The 20,304-nt window shown below is 67.3% G+C and carries 21 protein-coding genes; 10 read left to right on the forward strand and 11 right to left on the reverse strand.

Annotation, left to right across the window (positions count from 1 at the left end):
• Positions 1–701 precede the first annotated feature (701 nt).
• The 5 genes from JOF48_RS17500 (at position 702) to JOF48_RS17520 (ending at position 6,293) form a co-directional block, all read left to right on the forward strand.
• A complete protein-coding gene (locus JOF48_RS17500) occupies positions 702–2,813 on the forward strand; it encodes a heavy metal translocating P-type ATPase (protein WP_209682921.1) in 2,112 nt (703 codons plus the stop codon).
• Positions 2,814–2,890: 77 nt separating this feature from the next.
• On the forward strand, positions 2,891–3,343 hold the full coding sequence (locus JOF48_RS17505) for a DUF6153 family protein (RefSeq protein ID WP_209682924.1): 453 nt from the start codon (positions 2,891–2,893) through the stop codon (positions 3,341–3,343).
• Between the two features lie 120 nt (positions 3,344–3,463).
• Positions 3,464–5,026: a multicopper oxidase family protein gene (locus JOF48_RS17510; protein WP_209682926.1), complete on the forward strand. Its 1,563-nt coding sequence runs from the start codon at positions 3,464–3,466 to the stop codon at positions 5,024–5,026.
• Between the two features lie 150 nt (positions 5,027–5,176).
• Positions 5,177–5,944, forward strand: coding sequence for a DUF427 domain-containing protein (locus JOF48_RS17515; protein WP_209682931.1), 768 nt, complete (start codon positions 5,177–5,179; stop codon positions 5,942–5,944).
• A 28-nt stretch (positions 5,945–5,972) separates the two neighbouring features.
• Positions 5,973–6,293: a hypothetical protein gene (locus tag JOF48_RS17520; protein WP_209682934.1), complete on the forward strand. Its 321-nt coding sequence runs from the start codon at positions 5,973–5,975 to the stop codon at positions 6,291–6,293.
• A 52-nt stretch (positions 6,294–6,345) separates the two neighbouring features.
• Here JOF48_RS17520 and JOF48_RS17525 read toward each other — a convergent pair whose 3' ends face one another.
• The 4 genes from JOF48_RS17525 to JOF48_RS17540 form a co-directional block, all read right to left on the reverse strand.
• Positions 6,346–7,998, reverse strand: coding sequence for an HD domain-containing phosphohydrolase (locus tag JOF48_RS17525; RefSeq protein WP_342591292.1), 1,653 nt, complete (start codon positions 7,996–7,998; stop codon positions 6,346–6,348).
• Between the two features lie 59 nt (positions 7,999–8,057).
• Complete coding sequence (locus JOF48_RS17530) at positions 8,058–8,420, reverse strand: DsrE family protein (protein WP_209682937.1); 363 nt, start codon at positions 8,418–8,420, stop codon at positions 8,058–8,060.
• Positions 8,417–9,193, reverse strand: a complete 777-nt coding sequence (locus tag JOF48_RS17535; protein ID WP_209682939.1) for a hypothetical protein — start codon at positions 9,191–9,193, stop codon at positions 8,417–8,419. Before JOF48_RS17535 ends, JOF48_RS17530 begins: the two co-directional genes overlap by 4 nt.
• A gap of 685 nt (positions 9,194–9,878) precedes the next feature.
• Entirely contained in the window at positions 9,879–10,043 is a 165-nt protein-coding gene (locus JOF48_RS17540; RefSeq protein ID WP_209682942.1) for a hypothetical protein, read from the reverse strand.
• Positions 10,044–10,215: 172 nt separating this feature from the next.
• Between JOF48_RS17540 and JOF48_RS17545 the strand changes: the two genes are divergently transcribed.
• Positions 10,216–10,908, forward strand: coding sequence for a YceI family protein (locus JOF48_RS17545; protein ID WP_209682945.1), 693 nt, complete (start codon positions 10,216–10,218; stop codon positions 10,906–10,908).
• Between the two features lie 31 nt (positions 10,909–10,939).
• On the opposite strand, the gene JOF48_RS17550 is transcribed toward JOF48_RS17545, so the two are convergent.
• A complete protein-coding gene (locus JOF48_RS17550) occupies positions 10,940–11,155 on the reverse strand; it encodes a helix-hairpin-helix domain-containing protein (protein ID WP_209682947.1) in 216 nt (71 codons plus the stop codon).
• Positions 11,156–11,200: 45 nt separating this feature from the next.
• Positions 11,201–12,391 carry a phosphotransferase gene (locus tag JOF48_RS17555; RefSeq protein ID WP_209682950.1) on the reverse strand — a complete coding sequence of 397 codons (1,191 nt, stop codon included), beginning with the start codon at positions 12,389–12,391 and terminating at the stop codon, positions 11,201–11,203.
• A 232-nt stretch (positions 12,392–12,623) separates the two neighbouring features.
• On the opposite strand from JOF48_RS17555, the gene JOF48_RS17560 reads away from it, so the two are divergent.
• Complete coding sequence (locus JOF48_RS17560; protein ID WP_209682953.1) at positions 12,624–13,430, forward strand: metal-dependent hydrolase; 807 nt, start codon at positions 12,624–12,626, stop codon at positions 13,428–13,430.
• On the opposite strand, the gene JOF48_RS17565 is transcribed toward JOF48_RS17560, so the two are convergent.
• A complete protein-coding gene (locus JOF48_RS17565) occupies positions 13,427–13,909 on the reverse strand; it encodes a hypothetical protein (RefSeq protein WP_209682956.1) in 483 nt (160 codons plus the stop codon). The genes JOF48_RS17560 and JOF48_RS17565 overlap by 4 nt on opposite strands.
• Before the next feature lie 246 nt (positions 13,910–14,155).
• Between JOF48_RS17565 and JOF48_RS17570 the strand changes: the two genes are divergently transcribed.
• Complete coding sequence (locus JOF48_RS17570; protein WP_209682958.1) at positions 14,156–14,761, forward strand: phosphoribosylanthranilate isomerase; 606 nt, start codon at positions 14,156–14,158, stop codon at positions 14,759–14,761.
• Between the two features lie 409 nt (positions 14,762–15,170).
• Here JOF48_RS17570 and JOF48_RS17575 read toward each other — a convergent pair whose 3' ends face one another.
• Positions 15,171–15,986: a thioesterase family protein gene (locus JOF48_RS17575; RefSeq protein ID WP_209682961.1), complete on the reverse strand. Its 816-nt coding sequence runs from the start codon at positions 15,984–15,986 to the stop codon at positions 15,171–15,173.
• Between the two features lie 270 nt (positions 15,987–16,256).
• Here JOF48_RS17575 and JOF48_RS17580 point away from each other — a divergent pair, with 270 nt between their 5' ends.
• Positions 16,257–17,735 (forward strand): MDR family MFS transporter, encoded by a 1,479-nt coding sequence (locus JOF48_RS17580; RefSeq protein ID WP_209682964.1) that lies wholly within the window; start codon positions 16,257–16,259, stop codon positions 17,733–17,735.
• A 102-nt stretch (positions 17,736–17,837) separates the two neighbouring features.
• On the opposite strand, the gene JOF48_RS17585 is transcribed toward JOF48_RS17580, so the two are convergent.
• Both JOF48_RS17585 and JOF48_RS17590 read right to left on the reverse strand, forming a co-directional pair.
• Positions 17,838–18,038: a DUF6186 family protein gene (locus JOF48_RS17585; protein ID WP_209682967.1), complete on the reverse strand. Its 201-nt coding sequence runs from the start codon at positions 18,036–18,038 to the stop codon at positions 17,838–17,840.
• Positions 18,035–18,799, reverse strand: coding sequence for a hypothetical protein (locus JOF48_RS17590; protein WP_209682970.1), 765 nt, complete (start codon positions 18,797–18,799; stop codon positions 18,035–18,037). The genes JOF48_RS17585 and JOF48_RS17590 overlap by 4 nt, the downstream gene beginning before the upstream one ends.
• 107 nt (positions 18,800–18,906) lie before the next feature.
• Between JOF48_RS17590 and JOF48_RS17595 the strand changes: the two genes are divergently transcribed.
• Positions 18,907–19,476: an NADPH-dependent FMN reductase gene (locus JOF48_RS17595; RefSeq protein ID WP_209682973.1), complete on the forward strand. Its 570-nt coding sequence runs from the start codon at positions 18,907–18,909 to the stop codon at positions 19,474–19,476.
• A gap of 31 nt (positions 19,477–19,507) precedes the next feature.
• Here the strand turns inward: JOF48_RS17595 and JOF48_RS17600 are convergent, their stop codons facing one another.
• Positions 19,508–20,161, reverse strand: a complete 654-nt coding sequence (locus JOF48_RS17600) for a DedA family protein (protein ID WP_209682975.1) — start codon at positions 20,159–20,161, stop codon at positions 19,508–19,510.
• Positions 20,162–20,304 lie beyond the last annotated feature (143 nt).

Genomic DNA, 20,304 nt, shown 5'->3' on the forward strand with positions numbered 1-20,304 from the left:
GAAGAAATATCGAATAACCCCCGTCTCATTGCATCCCTGCCCCCAAAGTGAAGGTTCAAAAACTCGCGGTCATTATATTTTGCTTGCGCATCACCATGGCTCCGGTCACGGTGATGATGCTATCAGGCGTTCATCCCAGTCTGACTTGGAGCCGGACGTGACTTCATGGGAGCTGCCTCCTGAGGGCCGAGGGGGTCAATCGGGCTGAGCAGAAAGTTCGATCCGTTGGCTGCTTGCCAGGCCGCCGAATCGGCACTGCCTGGCAAGGACGCGTTCACGCCCCAAACCTCCAACGGGTATATTCAAACGCTGCGGGTGCTGCGGACCGCCCGCACCGTCTTCCCGAACCAAATCAGCTACGCCCGCACCTCCGCCCGGAGGAATTTCGCACGAGATGCCGCCGTCTGGGCAGTGAATTCCAGGCAAGGGCCATGGCAGCCGTCAGGCCCGGCGGCGACCCGCCCAGCCCCGGCGTGCTGACCCAATGATGCTGAAGCGGCTGGCCACACCACGCCGCTCCCTCCCGCAGGAAGTGTCAAAGGAAGCCATTGCCACTATCGCTGAATATACCCCCGTAGGGTATGATTGCACTGTTGCCAGTGAAGCAGCGCGTCGCGCGCCCGCAAGAATGCACGAATCAGGTCCCGCCACCGCAGCTCGTCCCCCAACGCATAGTTCACCCTCCCCGCAAAGGAAGTGTCATGCAAGAGCACCACGGCGACCACCAGCACGGTGATGCGGCCATGAAAACGCAGCCATCAGGCGTCGACCATTCCACCATGAACCACGCAGGCAGGGACCACGACGACCATGCCGTCCACTCGCACGGCGAGCATGCCGGGCACAGCGTGGCGATGTTCCGCGACCGGTTCTGGCTCTCGCTGATCCTGAGCATCCCCGTACTGGTTTTCAGCCCCATGGTGGGCCACCTGCTCGGCTACACGGTGCCGGATTTCCCGGGCGCCTCGTGGATTCCGCCGGTGATCGGCACATTCATCTTCCTCTACGGCGGCATGCCGTTCCTGAAGGGCGGCTGGGGCGAGATCAAGTCCCGCCAGCCCGGCATGATGCTGCTGATCTCCATGGCGATCGGCGTCGCGTTCATCGCCTCGTGGGTCACCAGCCTGGGCATTGGCGGCTTCGACCTGGACTTCTGGTGGGAGCTGGCCCTGCTGGTGGTCATCATGCTGCTGGGCCACTGGATTGAAATGCGTGCGCTCGGTTCGGCCAGCGGCGCCCTCGATGCACTCGCCGCGCTCCTGCCCGACGAAGCGGAGCGCATCACGGCCGACGGCACCGAAACCGTCGCCATCGGGGAACTAAGACACGGCGACCTGCTGCTGGTCCGCTCCGGCTCGCGCCTGCCCGCCGACGGCGTCATTGCCGAGGGCACGGCCGAGATCGACGAATCCATGATCACCGGCGAATCGAAAACCGTCTCCCGCACCGTGGGCGACGCCGTCACCGCCGGAACCGTCGCCACCGACAACTCGCTGCGCGTGCAGGTCACCGCGATTGGCGAGGACACCGCCCTGGCCGGCATCCAGCGGCTCGTCGCCGAGGCGCAGGCGTCCACCTCCCGCGCCCAGGCCCTCGCCGACCGCGCCGCCGCCTTCCTCTTCTACTTCGCAGCCGGCGCCGGCGTCATCACGTTCATCGTGTGGGCCCTGCTCGGCAGCATCCCCGACGCCGTCACCCGCACCGTCACGGTCCTCGTGATCGCCTGCCCGCACGCCCTGGGCCTGGCCATCCCGCTCGTCATCGCCATCTCCACCGAACGCGCCGCCCGCGCCGGCGTCCTGATCAAAAACCGCATGGCGCTCGAGCGGATGCGCACCGTGGACGTGGTCCTCTTCGACAAGACAGGCACGCTCACCAAGGGCGAGCCCACCGTCACGGGCATTGCCATGGACGACGGCGTCACAACAGTTGAGCTGTTGGCCCTCGCCGCCGCCGTGGAGTCCGACAGCGAACACCCGTCCGCCCGGGCCATTGTGGCCGCTGCCGCAAAGCATGGTGCGGCTGTTCCTCCCGCCTCAGATTTCCAGGCGCTGGCCGGTCGCGGCGTGACCGCCACTGTCAACGGCTCCCCCGCCGCCGTGGGCGGGCCGGCACTGCTGGCCGAGCACGGCATCACCGTGCCGGAGAACGTCACCGCGGCAACGCAAGCCTGGATCACCCGCGGCGCCTCCGTGCTTCACGTCATGCGTGACGGCCAGGTGATGGGCGCCGTCGCCCTTGAGGACGAGGTCCGTGAGGAGTCCCGCCAGGCGATTGCCGCCCTGAAGAACCGCGGCATCAAGGTTGCCCTGATCACCGGCGACGCACGCCAGGTGGCAAACGCCGTGGCCGCAGAGCTGGACATTGACGAGGTTTTCGCCGAGGTGCTGCCGCAGGACAAGGACCAGAAGGTGCGCGAGCTGCAGTCCCGCGGGCTGAAGGTGGCAATGGTGGGCGACGGCGTCAACGACGCGCCCGCCCTGGCCCGGGCCGAGGTGGGCATTGCCATCGGTGCGGGCACCGACGTGGCCATGGAATCGGCCGGCGTGGTGCTGGCCGGAAACGACCCGAGATCCGTGGTGTCCATGATCGACCTCTCCCATGCCAGTTACCGCAAGATGTGGCAGAACCTGGTGTGGGCTGCAGGGTACAACGTCATTTCGGTGCCTTTGGCGGCCGGCGTGCTGGCGTTCGCCGGCTTCGTGCTCTCCCCCGCGGCCGGGGCCGTGCTGATGTCCCTGTCAACCATCGTGGTGGCGTTGAACGCACAACTGCTGCGCCGGCTCGACCTCAACCCGGAGAACGTCCGGTAACTCCTCCCCAACACCCGGGCCGCAACGCCCGCCTGGCCCGCCTTGCCCCCAATTCCGGAGACCAGAAAGGAGCAGCCATGTTCACCGCCGCCCGGTGCCTCTTGGCGAAGCCGTGCCGCCGCCACGTAGCACTCCTTGCCGTGCTCGCCGGGCTGGTGGCCGCACTGCTGGGAATGCACGTCATGGCCGGCGGACCCCTGCCGGCCGGCACATCCGGGGCACACGCGGCATCAATGGCCGCTGCGCCTGCGAGCGCACTGGTGCATGAAGCCGGGATGGTGTCCGGGCTGCCTGCGAGCGCCGATGGCAGCATGGACATGGCATGCCCTGCCACCGGGCATGGCCAGGAGCTGCCGTCGCATGGCGGCTGCGCTCCCCTGCCCGTTGCCTCCCTGCTGGGGCTGGCCAGCCCCGCAACGCTGGGGGCATGGTCCCTGAAAGTTCCCTTTCCCCGTGTTCCGGGTCGTGCGTTCCGGCACAGGCCGTCCGGGGCGCCGTCGTTGGAACAGCTGCAGGTGAACCGCACGTAGAACACCGGCTGACTGGTTGCGCATCCGTGCGCCCATTCGTCCCTGTCCGTGTCAGCCGCGCATGTGCGCGCCGGACGGCCTGATCCTTGCCGTCCGTTCACCTTGTTGAGGAATACTTTCATGTCTTATCCCAAGAGCAATATTGTCCGTCCCACCCGCCGCGGTTTCCTTGGCCTGTCGCTGGCCGCCACGGCTGCGGCAGCGCTCGCTGCCTGCTCCGCCGATCCCGCAGCGGATGCGGCGAGGCGGGTCATGCCCACCGACCCCCTGGTGGCCGAGCGTGAGGCGCTGCGGCCGTCGTCGGGCGTGACGGTTGCGCACGTCCTGGAGGCGGGCACCGCCTCCACCACCCTGGATGGACAGTCCGTGTCCACGTGGGGCTACAACGGAGCGTTCACCGCCCCCACGCTGCGTGCCCGGGCCGGTGACCGGCTGCAGGTCACCGTGCGCAACGCCCTGCCTGAGCCGACCAGCGTCCATTGGCACGGGCTGGCGCTTCGCAACAATGACGACGGCGTCCCCGGCCTGACGGAGGAGGCGGCCGCGCCGGGTGGCGCGCATGTGTACGACTTCAAGCTGCCGCACCCCGGCACGTATTGGCACCACTCCCATGTGGAGATGCAGCGAGAGCGCGCCCTGTACGGGGCCCTGGTTGTGGAAGATCCCCAGGAGCCGCTTGAGTACGACCGCGACTGGGTCATCGTGCTGGATGACTGGGTGGACGGTGTGGGAGGGACCCCGGACGACGTGATGGCCGAGCTCTCTGAGGGCATGGGGGCGATGGCGGGCATGGACCACTCGGCCATGGAGGGGATGGGCCACGGTGACGGGCCCATGCTGATGGGCCGCCACATGCTCATGGGGGCGCGCAGCGACTACCTGGGCGGGGATGCCGGTGACGTCTATGTCCCGCACCACTTGTTCAACGGCCGATCCTCCGATTCCCCGGAGATCTTTGAGGCCAAGGCCGGCGAGCGCATCCGGATGCGCATCATCAACGCCGCCGGGGACACCGCCTACCGGGTGGGGCTGCCGGGGCAGGCGCTTACCCTGACCCACAGCGACGGCTTCCCGGTCCAGCAAACCCAGGCCGACGCCGTCGTGCTTGGCATGGGCGAGCGCATTGATGCCCTCCTGACTGTCAGGGAGGGGCAGACGCCGGTGCTGGCGCTGGCAGAGGGCAAAGGCCAGCTGGCCTACGGACTTGTCAGCACGGGGACGGGTGAGGCTCCAACGGTGGAGGGGCTGCCGCAGGGCTTGGCGGGGACCGTGCTCGACGGCGGAAAGCTCACCGCGGATCCTGCGGTGCTCCTGCCGAAACGCAAGGCTGACCGCAGGCACGAGCTGCGGCTGACCGGCGGGATGGCAAAGTACGACTGGGGCATCAACGGGCGCCGCTTCGACATGGACAAGCCGTTCGAACACAGTTTCGATCTGCGGGCCGGCGAGCGCGTGCAGGTCACGTTCATCAATGACACTGACATGTGGCACCCCATGCACATCCACGGGCACACGTTCCAGATTGGTGAGGCGGGCGCACGCAAGGACACGGTGATTGTGCGGCCCGGCGAGACGGTGGTGGTTCACTTTGATGCCGACAACCCGGGGCAATGGCTCACACACTGCCACAACGCGTACCACGCAGAGCGCGGCATGATGGGAGTGTTCTCCTACCTCAAGTAGTGCCGGAGGGGCCGGGCCGGCGTCGTGCACCGTGGCGCCGCCGGCAGGGCCGCGGCCGCAGGATCTGCAGGCGTATAATTTCCTGCATCCACGGGAACAGATTCCTGACAGCAGCCGGCGCCGGCCCTCTATAGAATCCAGGTGGTTCGCATGCGGACCGAAATCAGCGAGAAATGGGTGCGCGCCATGGTGGGCGGCACCGCCGTGGTGGACAGCCGGGCGCCGATGCTCTACTGGGAGCAGAAGTTCCCCATCCCTGCCTACGCCTTCGCCCCGGAAGACATCCGCATGGACCTGCTCACCCCGTCCACGGCAGCCCCGGCGGGGCCGCCAACGTTCTATAGCCCCAAGGGCCCCGTGGCCCAATGGTATGACGTACACGCCGACGGCAGGGTCCTGCCCAACGCCGCATGGCGGAGGGACGCACCAGAGCTCGAGGGGCGCACCACCTTCAGCTGGGACCCTGCGGGCATCGACCGCTGGCTCGAGGAGGAAGAGGAGGTCCACAGCCATCCCCGCGATCCGCACAAGCGCGTGGAGGCGCTCCCCAGCTCCCGGCACATCACGGTCTCGCTCGACGGCGTGCTGCTGGCCGACAGCACCGACCCCGTCCTGCTCTTTGAAACCTACCTGCCCACCCGCTACTACCTGCCCCGCGCAGACGTGCGCCTGGACCTGATGAGCCGCGGAAACAACCGCAGCCACTGCCCCTACAAGGGATATGCCGAAGACTACTGGGATGCGCCGGGGTCGCCTTCCGTCGCCTGGGCCTACCCGGACCCGTATCCCGCTGTGGCGCGCATCAAGGACAGGATCTCCTTCTACAACGAATCCGTGGACATCACCGTCGACGGGCTGGCTGTCCCGCGGCCCCGCTCCATCTTCTCCAACACGAAGAACCGGCCCAGCGACGGCTAGTAGCGGCGCATGGGCAGATAATGGAAGCATGGACTTTGAACTGCGCACCATCCCCGGTTGCCCCAACGATGCCGCAGCCAAGGCACTCTTCAGCGAGGCGCTCTCGCTGGAAGGCTTTGCCCCAGCGGCGCTCGCCGTCAGGGAGGTTCGTAATGACGATGAGGCGGCAGCCCTGAACTTCCACGGCTCCCCCACCTTCGCCGTCAACGGCCGCGACCTGTTCCCCACCGACAATGAACCTGCCGTGACGTGCCGGGTTTACCCCACACCTGCGGGCCTGCGCGGCAACCCCGAACTGGGCACACTGCGCAGCGCCATCCGCGAAGCAGCCGGCCGGTCCGCGGTCTAGCGGGGGCCGGGCGATCTGGCCCCGGACCCTGGACCCGCAGGCTGCCGCCACGTCATTCGGCAGCCCGGTCCCACAACCCCGCATCCAGTGCAAACAACGTGGCGGTTACCCTGTTGCTCGCACCGGTCTTCACATAGATGTGCTCCACATGGTTCCGGGCGGTCTTTGGCGCAATGACGAGTGCCGCGGCGATCGACTTGTTGTCCATCCCGCGGCACAACAGCCGCAGCACCTCAAGCTCCCTGGCCGTCAGCGAAGACGGCAGGGAACGCCGTCGTGCCTCCTTGAACCCGGCAGCCGCAAGGACGGAGTCGACGGCGGCTCCCGCCAACCTGCCCGCCCCGGACTCCGCACGCAGGCGTCCCGCGGCATCCGCCGGCAGCAGCCCCGGCCGGTGCGGACGCGGCTCAAGCATGCTCTGGTAGGCGTCGGCCGCGGCCAGGATGCACTGCCCCGGGTCCAGCTCACCCGCACCCAGGCCGCGCGGATAGCCCGATCCGTCAAGCCGCTCCCGGTGCGCACCGGCCAGCTCGGCCACGCGGTGCATGCCCGGCACCCGGCCCAGGATGCGCCCGCTCAGGAACGGGTACAACTGCAGGCGCTCGCGGTCCACGGCCGAGAGCGGTCCGGGCTTGTCCCAGATGCCGTTGGAGACACCCATCCGGCCCAGGTCGTGGACCCAGCCGGCGCGGCGGACGGCCAGGACCTCCGCACTGCTGCAGCCTTGGTGCACGGCGGCCTGCGCGGCGAGCGCCGACACCTGCCGCGAATGCCCCGCCGTCCACGGCGATTTCAGGTCGGCAAAGTCGCCCATGGCCGCCAGCACGCCATCCAGCTCCGCAGCTGTGAGGGCCGACTCTGCCGGGGCCGCCGCCAGCGCAGCCGGCCACGGGTCAAGCGCCAGCAGACCTTCCGTCAGCCCTGCGGCCCGGGCGCAAAAGACATCGGCAAGCTCCGGGTCGAACTGGGTGCCCCGGCGCTCCCTGACAATGCCAACGGCAGCGTCCAGGCCCGCGTTGCGCAGGAAAACCTCCACGGTGTCGGCCAGCTGTGCAATGCGCATCTCCACGGGAATGTCGACGCCGGACACCCCAGCGGGCAGGCCCCGCCCGTCCCAGCGTTCAAAGGTGTGGCGCAGGATGCCCGGCAGCTCCGCGTCGAGCCCCACCCTGTCTGCCAGGCGCCCTGCAGAGGTGCAGTGCGAGGAGATCAACGCCCGAACAGCCGTGGTTGCCGTGGCCGCAAACTGGGAGCGGCGCACGGTGCGCTGCAGCAGGGGCAGCCCGGTGCCGGTGTGGCGCAGCATCAGCGAGAGCATGGGCAGCCCGTGGGCGTCGATGAAGTAGTAGTCGGCACGGAAAGCGATGTCGTCGCCAAACAGGGCGGCGAGTTCGTGGGAATCCGCATGGCAGCCGATCCAGGCGAGCAGGTTCGCATAAAAGATGCGGCCCCGTGGCTGCTCCGGGATGCCCAGCGTGTCCGCGATGCGCAGTCCCAGTAGCGTGGCCCGCAGCATGTGCTCCATGGGCTGGCCCAGCCCCAGGTCGATGGCCAACGACAGGGCCGCCAGCATTTCGCTGCGGCGGGCGGCCGGTTCCACCCGGTGGTCAGGGGCGCCCTGCCCGGCGCCGCTGCGTGCCGCGGAGCCCTCCGGGACAGGCCCGGAGGGCTGTCCCTTGGCAACGCCCGAACCGTGGTCAGCCACCTGTTAATTCTAGGGTCGGTCCGTGCGCACGGCACGCGTGAATATTGGCCGTCAGGGGCTCAGTAGCTGAACGACACAACGGCGTCCTCCCCGATCCAGTCCCACATCTGCACGGTCCCGCCCGCGGCCGCATTCGCGGCGAAGCCGGTGCGGTCCACCTTCCGGGCATCCAGGCAGATGGGGCAGACCAGGAACTTCCCGCCGGCAGCCTCGTAACGGGACAGCAGTCCGGACAGCGGCGGGCATCCGTCGCACGCCACCACGTTGGCGAAGCCGCTGAGGGCAATCCGAACGGCCTCCTTCGTCAGGAACATCAGAGTCTGCCGCCCTTGCTCGGCGGCGCCAACCGCCACGAGGAACGCCACGGTGACGCGCTCCGGATCTTCCAGCCCCGTGCACAGGCTGATGACTGCCTTGTTCATGATGTGGTCCTTCCGAGGTGTGCCCCCGTGTGGGCGGCTTGTTGTTTGGAGGGGGCTGGTTGTGTGCGGGCTGGTGCGGTGGAGGGGAAATGCAGGCTCATGTCCGCGACGAAGAGGCCCCTTTGCGGAAGCCAAAAGTCGCCGAGGTGTAGCTGTTGCGGCAGCGGTTTTGGCGCCCCGGCGTCGGTGCCGTCGATTACGGCATGGCTGGCCTTGACCACCCACACCCGCATGGGCCGCGCCTGGTACGTCTGCCCATTCGGCACCGTCCCGGCCAGCCGCAGCGTCCCCGCATGCAGGGCAGGTCCCATGAACCTGCCCATGCCGGCCAGCACGGCGGGCCGCCCCCAGAACCCCTCGGGAAGGAGGCCTGCCGCGGTGGTGAGGGCCGCCGTCGAACGCGTTTCCTTCAGTTCAAGGCTCCACCGCACGACGCCGGGCACGCCCACCGTGAGTGCGAAGGGACCCTCCCAGTGACGTTCCACCGGGGTGAGGGCGGTCCCGGCGAGGTCGGCGCCAAAGTAGCGGGCGCAGCTTTGCTCGGGCGGGGCGTCGGCGTAGATGGTCCAGCCGGCGTTGGGGCGGAAGAGCCACAGTGCAGCGTAGGCGGGTCCGATGGAACTGGCCGGGAAGCGCCGGAACGCCAGACAGTGTCCTGAGCTGAACGGCATGCCCATGAGGGCGTAGCCGCTGAGCCGTTCGTCGGTCCCGGGAGGCAATGCGGCGGTGGTCTCGGCAAGTGCTGCGCAGTCCCGGGGTGATGGTGTGGCCATGATGAGCTCCTTCACGTTGTGTGAAAAAGCGTAGGTCCGCCGGGCGGCGCACGCATGGGGCATCTGCCCCATCTTTGGGTCTCAGCAGCCGCCACCACGAGGAAAGCGGCCATACGCGTGTCGGGCCCCCGTACCCGCGCCGAGTTCTGAGCGCGCCGACAATCTGGGCCCCACGAGTTCTGATGTCCCCACCGTATTCTGACGTCCCCACCCATTTGTACGGTTTTACCCATGCATGTCGACGCAGAGGTCAGAACACGATGCAGACGTCAGAACTCAGCACACCAAGGTCATCCCGTGAGAGTGGATCCCACCCAGAAATTGCGGGGAACGGGACGGCAGTGCGCGATTTCACGCTATTTCAACCGAAACCCAACTTTGCAGGCCGCCAGGCGTTGGCGGAACACCGGAGATTGCCACCACGGGGATGCCCCGCGGCCTGCTCAGCGGTCGATGGGCGGCTGCTGTGGCGACATCGGGTCGGGTGGGAAGACCGGCTCCGGCGGGACCGGATGCGGATACGGTTCGTTCGGATCCGGCGGGCGGTACGGGTCAGGCGGCTGGGTGGGATCAGGCGGGTACGGCGGCTGGGTGGGATCGGGGTGGCGGGGCCTGTCAGGATAGGGAATGCTGGCCCGCACCGCCCGCCCCTCGCTAGGTGTCATGGGTGGCTCGCTTTCATCTGTCAGGCGCCGGTCCTGCGCGGTTCGATGTCCGGGTCGCCTGTGGTCTCTTCCTCCAGAAGTTCGGGTTCGGGCACGATCAGCTTGATGAAGTCCTCCACCGCTGAGTGCTTCCCGTCCGGATGGTTTTCCGTTGCCGGGTTCTCTTCGACTGGGTGCTTGCTCATGTACCAACGCTACGCCGCGCGAAAAGGTGAGGGAATAGTTTTTGGCGGAAGGACGCCGTCGGGCATCCCCCCGGGGATTCCGGTTTGATGAATCCAGCGGGACAACACAGACAAGACGCAGGCTTCACTGGCATAGTTCATATCCACACAAAAAGTGAACCTGGAGGCATGCATGCGCAAAAAACTGATCTTGGCAGGGGTCCTGCTGGTGCTGGCTGTCGCGGCGGTGTGGGGCGGCAGCGTCATCTACGCCAACGTGCAGAACAGCCGGGCGAGCAGCGAATTCACGCTTACGCCCCAGTCGCCGGAAACGGGCGGGCCAAGCGCGGGCGCAACCGCCAGCCTTGGCCCGGAAGGGTTGAACGGGACATGGAAAGTCGCGGCAGGTTCGCAGGCCGGCTACCGGGTGGACGAGGTGCTGAACGGCCAGAATGCCACCGTGGTGGGACGCACCAGCGGGGTGCAGGGCGAGGTCACCATCGACGGCACGAGCCTCACCTCGGCAAAGGTGGTCGTGGACATGAACGGGCTCGTCACCGACAGCGACAGCCGGGACAGGCAGTTCACCAGCATCGTCAAGACCCTGGACTTCCCCACCTCGACGTTTACACTGACGGAGCCCGTGGACATTTCTGCGGTGGCAACCGGGACGGCGTCGGTCACGGCCAAGGGCGAACTGACGATCGCCGGGGCCACGCAGGCCGTCACAGCCAGCCTCCAGGCGCAGGCCACGGCAGGCGGGGTGCAGGTGTCGGGCTCGATTCCGATCACATTCTCAGACTTTGGCATCGACGCCCCGAACCTTGGATTCGTGAAGGTGGAGAACTCCGGAACCGTGGAGATGCTGCTGGAATTGGCCAAATAGGGCGGGCCCCCGGAGCCCGGCGTCCACCTGCTCAGTCGGCGGCGAAGGCCAGGCCGCGGCTGGCCAATTCCCCGCCCAGGATCCGTACCGCCTTGGGTCCCACACCATGCAGTGCCAGGAGATCCCCGGCACTGCGGGCGGCCAGCTGGTCGAAGCGTGTGATGCCTGCATTGGCCAGGGCCCTTGTTGCGGGCCTGCCGATGGCCCGCGGAAATTCCGTCTCTTCCGGTGTCCCTGGATCGCTCATTGGCCCATTCTTGCACGGCGGAAGGTCCGGCTCCACGGACACGGTTCAGTCTGTTTCCGCCAGCAGGTCCAGGGCAAACCGGCCCATGGCCAGGCGTTGGGCCATGAAGGCGTGCAGTTCCGGCGAATCGGGTTCCTCCAACCGGGGGGTTACCAGGGTAAAAAGTCCGGTGAACAGCGCCAGCGACAAGGCGTGCCCGCGTCTGACGGCGCTCTTGTCCACGTGGCTGCCGGACTGTGCCAGCCCCTCACAGTAGGAGCCGAGGCACTGCGGCTCCAGCCTGTGTACAGCCTCCGCCGGGAGCCGGCCGTCGTTGGCGTGCCCGGCCAGCAGCTGGCTGAGGTCGAAACCGGGGCAGGCCGGGCCGGCGAGACCCCAGTCGATGGCCACAAATTGTGCAGGGCCGTCCCGGCCGCTTTCGATGACCAGGTTTTGCGGGCAGGCGTCCCCGTGCGAGGGAAGTTGGGGCATGGCCAGCATTTCCTCCACAATGTCCCCGGCACGCACGGCCAAGGCGCGCAGCCCTGCCACCAGATCCGGCGTCGCCGCGGGGGCCACCGACGGCAGCCGCCACAAGTCCTCCCCCAGCAGCGACGGCACCAGCACGTGGGCGCCGACGCCGTGTACATAGAAGCGCAGCTTGCCTGCGGCGCCCTCCTCATCGAATTGCGGCCAGTTGGCACGGACCGCCCGGCTGCCGGCCAGACGCCCCAGCCAATGTGCCGCTTGGGCAAACACCTCATCAGACCACGAGGCGTCCGGATGTTCCTGCACGTCCTCCATCCAGATCACGGTGCGCTGCGGGTCCACGTCGCAGAGCCCCAGGACATCTGGCAGCCGGCCACCGCCGGGCACCACTTCGGCAAGCCGGGAAGCATAAATCTCCGCCTCGGTGCGCCACAGGTACTGGCTGGCCAGTTCCTCCCGCATGCCGGGCGGCACCTGTCCGATTCCATGCCACAGCAAGGGAGACTGGATGAGTTTTGCCACAACACTAAAGGGCTTGGTCCTGCTGTCAGCGGTGTTCCCGTCGCCAGCCGCCAGGGCGGCAGTCCTCTGGACCCGCCACAGCCCGCCGGTGGTCATGTTGGGAGTGGGCATCTCGATGCGGGCCGCCCGCACCGACAGGACAGCCTGCGCCGCGCCATGCATGGCTGCGCCGGCAACTGCCGCCAAAGTTGCTGCATCCGGCGCAGCTGCACCCATGATGCCCAGGTTTCCGCATGCATTTTCCATGATGGTCCCTTGCCGAGGGGTTGGCGTGCTGCCTCCATGGTGAAACCCACCGGCCCGCCTGTCAACAGCGGATGATTTGTGCCTCGTCCGAACAAATATCCGGCAGGACTGTGACGGGTGCCGCACGCCGTCGAACAGTGTCGGTGCCTGCCCGTAGGCTTGTCCCAGCAGGTTTTGTCCACGTGTTTGCGGGATCAGAACATCGACCCGAACAAGCGAAGGACATGCCCTCATGATGGGAGCCCACCACGCCGCCAGCGGCGCCGCCGTCTGGCTGGCCCTGACCACCCAGTTTGAAGTGGGGCTGGGCGGGCTGCACCAAATGCTGCCTGCCGTCCCCGAATCCGTGACGGTGGGGTTGGGCCTGATGGAGATGACCCCCACGGCCGTCGTGGCCGGCGCCGTGGTGGCCGCCGGTGCCGCGCTGGTTCCCGACGCCGACCACCGGCACGCCACGATCGCCAACTCACTGCCGCCGCTGTCCAACGCCCTGTGTATCCAGATCGGACGGATGTCCGGCGGACACCGGCAGGGCACCCACTCCATTCTGGGCCTGGCCGTCTTTGTGCTGATCGCGGCACTGGCGGGCATGTGGCGCATTGAGCTGCCATTCGGCACCATCTTCCCCGGTGCCGGGCTGCTGGCCGTGCTGCTGGCTTCGTTCGCGGCGAAGGCGTTGAAGTTCATCCCCGACACCATGCAGAAATTCCCGTGGATCCTGGGCATCTCCGTGGGCGCCTACGTCACCATGTTTGCCCCGCAGGAGGACTACTGGTTCCCCATGGCGATGGGCATCGGCGTGGCCGCCCACATTGCGGGCGACATGCTTACCACCGGCGGCTGCAACTTGATCTGGCCCATACGCATCAAGCCGCCGCGCTGGCTCCGCCGCATGCCCCTGGTCCGGAAGATCTGGCGCCCGGGGGGCCACGTTGCCGTGCCGATCCTGGGCAACGCCGGCTCCGTCCGCGAGTGGCTGCTGCTTGTTCCGGTCAGCGGCTACGTCATTTGGGCCATCGCCGCCGCGGCCTTCTCCTAGGGTTCCGCCGCCCGGCCCGTTTCCACCAGCCACAGCTGCAGCTTCCCTGTGACGGAACCCCTGCCGTGCCGAACCACCCGGTAGCGGTGACCGAAATCGTCCGTGACGTGCTCACCCTCCACTAGTCCGGTGGCCAGGGGCTGCAGTTGCAGGGTTTCAAAGATGTCGGCGAGCAATGCCGCCGAGGTGCCTGCATGGAACCGCCGGATCCGGTGCTCTTCCGGGAACCGCCGCATGGCACGCAGCCATTCCTGCTGCAGCCACGCAAACTCCACCGTCCCGTGGGCCCGGCTGAGCACCATCCCGCCCGCACCGGCAACCAACCGGTGGGAGCTTCCGCCCCTGTCCAGGACGCACACGGCCTCGTCCAGATACTCAAAGGCGGCCACGACGGCGGCACTGTCCGAATGGCGGCTGAAGTGCCCGCCGTCGTCAATGGCAACATATCCCCCGGCCTGCCCCGCCGTTGTTCCCTCCATGGGACTCCTCCTCCGCATTTGCCCGTCGCACCGCCCCGGCCGCGATCCCCACTCCAGAAAACCATCGCCCCGGCGCCTCGAACGGACCCTTGACGATACCCATATGCGAATGGCCGCAACTTTGCCGGTTCCTTGACGCACCGCCGTCCCGGCAGAGAGCGCCCCGCTGCTGTTAACATGGCCTGTGGGATGCACGACGGCGGTCCCTCCTTCGCTGTTGAACGTTAGACAAGGTTGTGGCTGGGCATGTACGTAAAGATCTGTGGCTTGCAAACTGCCGAGACGGTGGCCGCCGCGGTGGATGCCGGCGCGGACGCCGTCGGTTTTGTGTTTGCCCCCGGCAGCCCCCGCACGGTGACTGCGGAGTTGGCCGCCGAACTTGTTGTGCAGGTGCCGGCAGGTGTGGAGACGGTGGGGGTTTTCCGCAACCAGCCCCTGTCGGAGGTGCTTGACACGGCCCGCCGGGCAGGAGTGTCCACTGTGCAGCTGCACGGGGACGAATCCCTGGCGGACATGCACCAGGCCAAGGCAGCCGGGTTCCGCACCCTCCGGGCATTCTCCGCCGAGGCCTACAACGCAATCACCGCGGCGGAGAAGCAAGCCTGGGATGCCGAGAGGCTGCTGCTGGATGCCGTGGAACCAGGGGCCGGAGTCACCTTTGACGCGGCGATGCTGCACAGTGTTCCTTCCGGTTTCTGGCTGCTGGCCGGCGGGCTCACCCCGGGCAACGTGGCCGCGCTGGCGTCCTCCCTTAAGCCGAACGGCGTGGACGTGTCCAGCGGCGTCGAATCCAGCCGGGGAATCAAGGACGCGGCGCTGATCCGGGCGTTTGTTCGCGCTGCACGGAGCTGACGGCCCGGCTCCGGCTACGGCCTGTCCGCGCCGGGAACCAGCCTTGAGCCTTGCGACGCGGGCCTAACGGCTGTTAATGCGGCTTCGCTGATTCTTCCGTGGCAGTGGTGGCGCAGCTTTCGCGGTCCGCCGTGTTTTTGGAGCGAGGCCGTGCACCGAGAATGGGTTCAAACCGCGCGCCGGAGGGTCAGTTTCGCCGAGAATCGGCATGACCCGCGAGACAGGTGTATGTCCTGCACCCATCTCGCGGGTCATGACCCGGTTCGGTGAAGGGGCCGCGTAATGGTGCGGGGTTGGCCCCGGATCGACGTTCCCGGCGGGATGCGCGGCGGGTTTTCCCCGGCTTGGCGGCCAGGACCAACTGAAGAGCCACAAGGGCGGCATGTGCCTCGTCCCGGAGTCGCAGGTTTCAGCGGCGTTCGCGCACCACCAGCGTCTGGACCGCAACGCCCACCGGTCCGTCGACGTCGTACAGGCGGGAGAGCGTGGTCCCCGCCCCGCCGCCGTCCACCTGGGACTCCGACTCCATGCCCAGCCATTCCCCGGCTGGTGCGCGGTGGAGGTGCAGGGACAGGTCAGCGTTGGCAAAAAGGTACGTTTCCGGGGGCAGCACCCAGCTGATTCCGCTGCCGGAGTCAGCCACGGCGGCGGCCAGCATGAACGGGGTGGTGGTCGCGCCGTCAATGATTGGCACCCGCAGCCGGAACCAGGCAGCCCCGGGACCGGGCCGGGCAATGTTGCCGCCCGCCATGCGGTGTTCAACGGCGTTGTAGTAAAACGATGTGCCGTGCGGCATCCCCGGAATCACCGCCGGCTCGGAGCAGGATGCGGGACCCGGCAGCAGGCGGTCCGGCGACCACCCGGGAACGCCGTCCGGAAGCGTGAAGCCCTGGCCCCTGACAGCCAGCATGTGTGCCCGTGCCACCAGCACCTCCCCGCTCAACAGGTCAACGGTCATCCGCATGGTTGAACGTCCCGGATGCAGCGCGGTGCGTGAATGCAGCGGTGCTACCGGCACCGGCTTGACCAGCTCCATGCTCATCCGGCTCAGCGTCCAGGAGTGGTCCGGCAGTTCCGACTCCGCCACGTGGGCCAGCAAGGCCCCGGCCGCCCCGCCATGCTGCGCCCGCTCATCCCACGGGCCGCGGGAGAGCGCGGAGGGGAGCCAAGCGCCGTCGTGCATGGAAAAGACAGCGGAAGGTTCAGCCAAAAGCGGGGTGGACACGGTTCTCCTTGGTTGGCAGGCAACATCGGCTACTGGTCAGCAGCCTAGCCTGTTCGCGGGCCGGGACCCGGCGGCTGCACGCCTGATCCGGATGCCTGCCGGCCGTCGGACTCGCACGTCCAAAAAGTTTGCAACCGAGAGAGGCGAAGAGGAATAATTCCCGCACGGCAGGCCTTACACTTGTTGACCTGCCCGGCGGTGCGGCAGCCCTTCAAGGCGAACGTTCCGGCAGCCCATAATTTTCCGTATTAAATCGAGTTCAGGATTCCCATGTCTACAACCAGCGTTCAAGTGCCGGACAAACTATCGGCCAGGGACCGCACCACCATCGGCGTGCTCCTCGTGTCCGCGTTCGTGGTGATCCTCAACGAAACCATCATGAACGTGGCCCTGCCGAAGCTGATGCATGAGTTCCAGGTGTCGCCGTCGGCCATCCAGTGGCTTGCGACGGCGTTCATGCTCACCATGGCCGTGGTCATCCCCACCACCGGCTACCTGCTCCAGCGCCTGCCCATCCGCACCGTGTTCATACTCGCGATGGGCCTCTTCTCGGCCGGCACGCTGCTGGCCGGGCTCGCACCGGGCTTTGAGGTGCTGCTGGCCGCGCGCGTTGTCCAGGCCTCCGGCACGGCCATCATGATGCCGCTGCTCATGACCACCATCCTGGACCTTGTCCCCACGCACCGCCGCGGCGCCGTCATGGGCAACGTCTCCATCGTCATTTCCGTGGCCCCGGCCATCGGCCCCACCCTGTCCGGGCTGATCCTGCACTCGCTGTCGTGGCGCTTCATGTTCCTGCTGGTGCTGCCCATCGCGCTGATCGCCCTGGTCCTCGGCGCCCGCCTGCTGCCCACCGACGGCGAACGCAGCAAGTCCAAACTGTCTGTTCCCTCGCTGCTGATGTCCATCCCCGCGTTCGGCGGTCTCGTCTACGGCCTCAGCGGCATCGGCTCCCCCGACGCGCAAACCCACCAGGTCGCGCTTGTCTCCCTGGCCGTGTCGCTGCTGTTCCTGGCTGCGTTTGTGCTCCTGCAGCTGCGCCTGCAGCGGACCGACTCCGCGCTCCTGGACATGCGCCCCTTCAAGTACCGCCAGTTCACCCTGGCCCTGGCCCTCATGGTCATGGCCATGCTGTCCATGTTCGGCGTGATCATCCTCCTGCCCATGTACCTGCAGAACGTGCGCGGGCTGGACGTGCTCTCCACGGGCCTGGTCATGCTTCCCGGCGGCGTCCTCATGGGCCTGCTGGCGCCGTTCGTGGGCAAGTTGTTCGACAAGGTTGGCGCCCGCCCGCTCCTGGTTCCCGGAGGCTTGCTCCTGGCCGCCGTCCTGTTCGCCTTCACGCAGCTCAGTGAAACCACGCCGCTGCCGCTGATCATCGGCCTGCACCTGCTCATGTCCACCGCACTGGCGTTCATCTTCACGCCGTCCTTCACCGCCGGCCTGAACCCGCTGCCGCACTCCCTGCACTCGCACGGATCCGCCGTCCTCTCCACGCTCCAGCAGCTGGGCGGCGCGGCGGGAACGGCGCTCCTGGTGGGCATCATGTCCGCCGGGACGGTTGCCGCGGCCGCTGCCGGAAAGGGCGAGATCGCCGCCCAGACCGCCGGCTTCAGCAACGGCTTCCTGGTTGCAGCGATTGTCTCGCTGGGCATTGTGGTGATCGCGCTCTTCATGGGCAAGTCCGACGCCGGGACCTCCCCCGCGCCCGATGCCGCCGACGCTGTGCTCGCCAAGGAGTCGCACTAGTTCGCAGCCGGATTCCGGCCCAGTTCCGGAATCCCCGGGCCCGCCACCAGCACGGTGGCGGGCCCTTCTGCTTGTTTCTGCTTGCTGCAGGTTGCCGGCGGCTCAGTCCGGGACCAGGAAGTGCCATCCCAGCCACCACACAAACAGCAGCAGGGCAATGCGTGCAGCCCGGTGAGCAAACACGTTCCCCAAGAGCACTCCCAGCGGAGCGATCACGTCCGGTCTGGCCCGGGCCACCAGAACCAGGGTGATGCCGGCCACCGGAACCAGCACATAGCCTGCCACCATCAGGGCAAGGATCATGGCTTCACCGCCGACCGGACCAGTCCGGCGGACGCCGCGAGCCACACAATCATCATGAGCCAGCGGCTGGCGTCATTGTCGAACAAAGGCTGCAGCAGGTCCGTCAGCGGAGGGAACGCCCACGCTCCGGCGGGGTCTAGCATGTCGGCGAAGTAGTTTCCCAGTTCCCACAAGGCCAGGAACAGCAGGACGGCCGCACACCACCAGGCTGCCCGGCGCAGCGGTTTTGGGGCGTGTGCGTGCACTTCTCCCGTCCCCGGCTCCCGGGCGGCCCGGCCGCCCGCCTGCTGCGCCGCATCCCCCGTTCGCGGCCGGGCCGGGGACCGGCTTTGCGGCCAGGCCACCAGCTGCATCGCCACGCCCACCAGTCCGACCACAGCAGGAATGCCCAGGCTGCCGGGCGGCGCCAGGACCACCACAACGGCGGCTCCCACGCCCACCGCCAGCATGGTCCACACCGGGGCCCGGCCAGACATCCGCGGCGGCCGGCCTTCGCCCGCGGCCAGGTGCGCCGGTTGCCGCCGCACGTGCAGACGGGCCGTGTCCGCACCCAGCACCAGCCCCGCGGACAGAAAGATCCAGCCGTCCACGGGGACGCCCCGGTAAAAATGGAAGCCTGCCGTGATGAAGAGGATCAGCAGCCAGGGCAGGGAATGGCGCAGCTCCCCGGGTCCTCGAACCAGCGCCGTCCCTGAAACGGCCGCAGCGTGCCGGGCCGGGGTGCCGCCATCCCGGCTGCTTCCCGCGACAGGACCAGCCATGGTCCAAGTCCACCACCGGAACGCGGCCATGGCCAGAGGCGGCGCATGGGACTACCCTGAATTCGAGGGCACCCGCCCGCACCCCGCGCAAGCCGAAGGGATCTGCCATGAGCTACACAGTTGGCGTGTTCGTTGGAAGTCTGGCCTCCGACTCCATCAACCGAAAACTGGCCAAGGCCCTGTTCAAGCTGGCCCCGCCCGAGTTGAAGCTTATCGACATCCCGATCGGGAACCTGCCGCTGTACAACCGCGACTTTGACGCCGACTACCCTCCGGAGGGCCGCGCATTCAAGGAGGCGGTGGCAGCAGTGGATGCGCTGATCTTCGTGACCCCGGAGTACAACCGCAGCATCCCGGGCGTGCTGAAGAACGCCATTGATTGGGGTTCGCGGCCGTGGGGCACCAACTCATTCGCCAAGAAGCCGTCGGCAGTGACTGGGACGTCGAGGGGCCAGATCAGCACGGCGGTCGCACAACAGCACCTGCGCAGCATCCTGTCCTTCGTGAACTCGCCGGAAATGGCCCAGCCGGAAGCCTACGTCCACTTTACGGAGAACATGATTGACGACGACGGCTACGTCGCCGACCAGCACACCGTGGACTTCCTGCGGAACTGGCTGCAGGAATTCCACGTCTTTGTGGTCAAGGTGGTTGGCGCCCAGCGGATCACCCTGTAGTGGGCCGGCGCTGCCGCCATGCGTCCTGCAGTTAGGCGGCGTCTGCGGTTTCCAGCACCTTTACCCCGGCTTGTCCGCCTTCTTCGGCGAACTTGCGGAGGCGGCGTTCCTGCCAGCGGCCAATCACCTTGTCCATGACCACGCCCAGCAGGCCGGCAATGACCACGGCCACGATCAGGCCCAGAACGGGGTGGTCGTGCAGCCAGGATCCCGCGACGGCACCGATGGCCACGGAGTAGATGCCCCAGATGGTGGCCGAAAGTCCGGACACCATCAGAAATTTCCGGGCCGGGTAGCCGCTGGCACCGGCGGTCAGGTTGACGGCCACGCGGCCAACGGGAATGAAGCGGGCCACGAGAAGCAGTGAAATGGCCCGCTTCTCCAACTGGTTCTCCACTTTGGCAAACGCCTTTTGCATGACGGGCCGGCGCATCCACCTGAAACGGTCAATGCCCAACTTGCGGCCAATCGCATAGGCGATGTTGTCACCCAGGAAGGCGCCGATGACGGCGGCAGGCAGGAGCATCCACAACCCCCACCATGCCTGCGAGGCGGCAAGGGACGCCAAGCCAACCACGAGGGTTTCGCTGGGAACGGGCGGGAAGAAGCCGTCGATCAGGCAGAACAGCCCCACTACGGCGTAAACCCACGGCTCACCCGGCGCAGCCAGCAAAAGCTCAGTCATGGAGGCAACTCGCAGTTTCAACGGTGGGCGTGCGCATGATCATAGTCACTAGGGTACGTAATGAAACTGGGAGCCACCACAATGGACACCCCTTAATTTCCGGTGAGTGGCCTTGGACACCTGCGGTGACTCCCCTGTTGTCC

This window comes from Arthrobacter stackebrandtii (assembly GCF_017876675.1).
Taxonomy (GTDB): domain Bacteria; phylum Actinomycetota; class Actinomycetes; order Actinomycetales; family Micrococcaceae; genus Specibacter; species Specibacter stackebrandtii.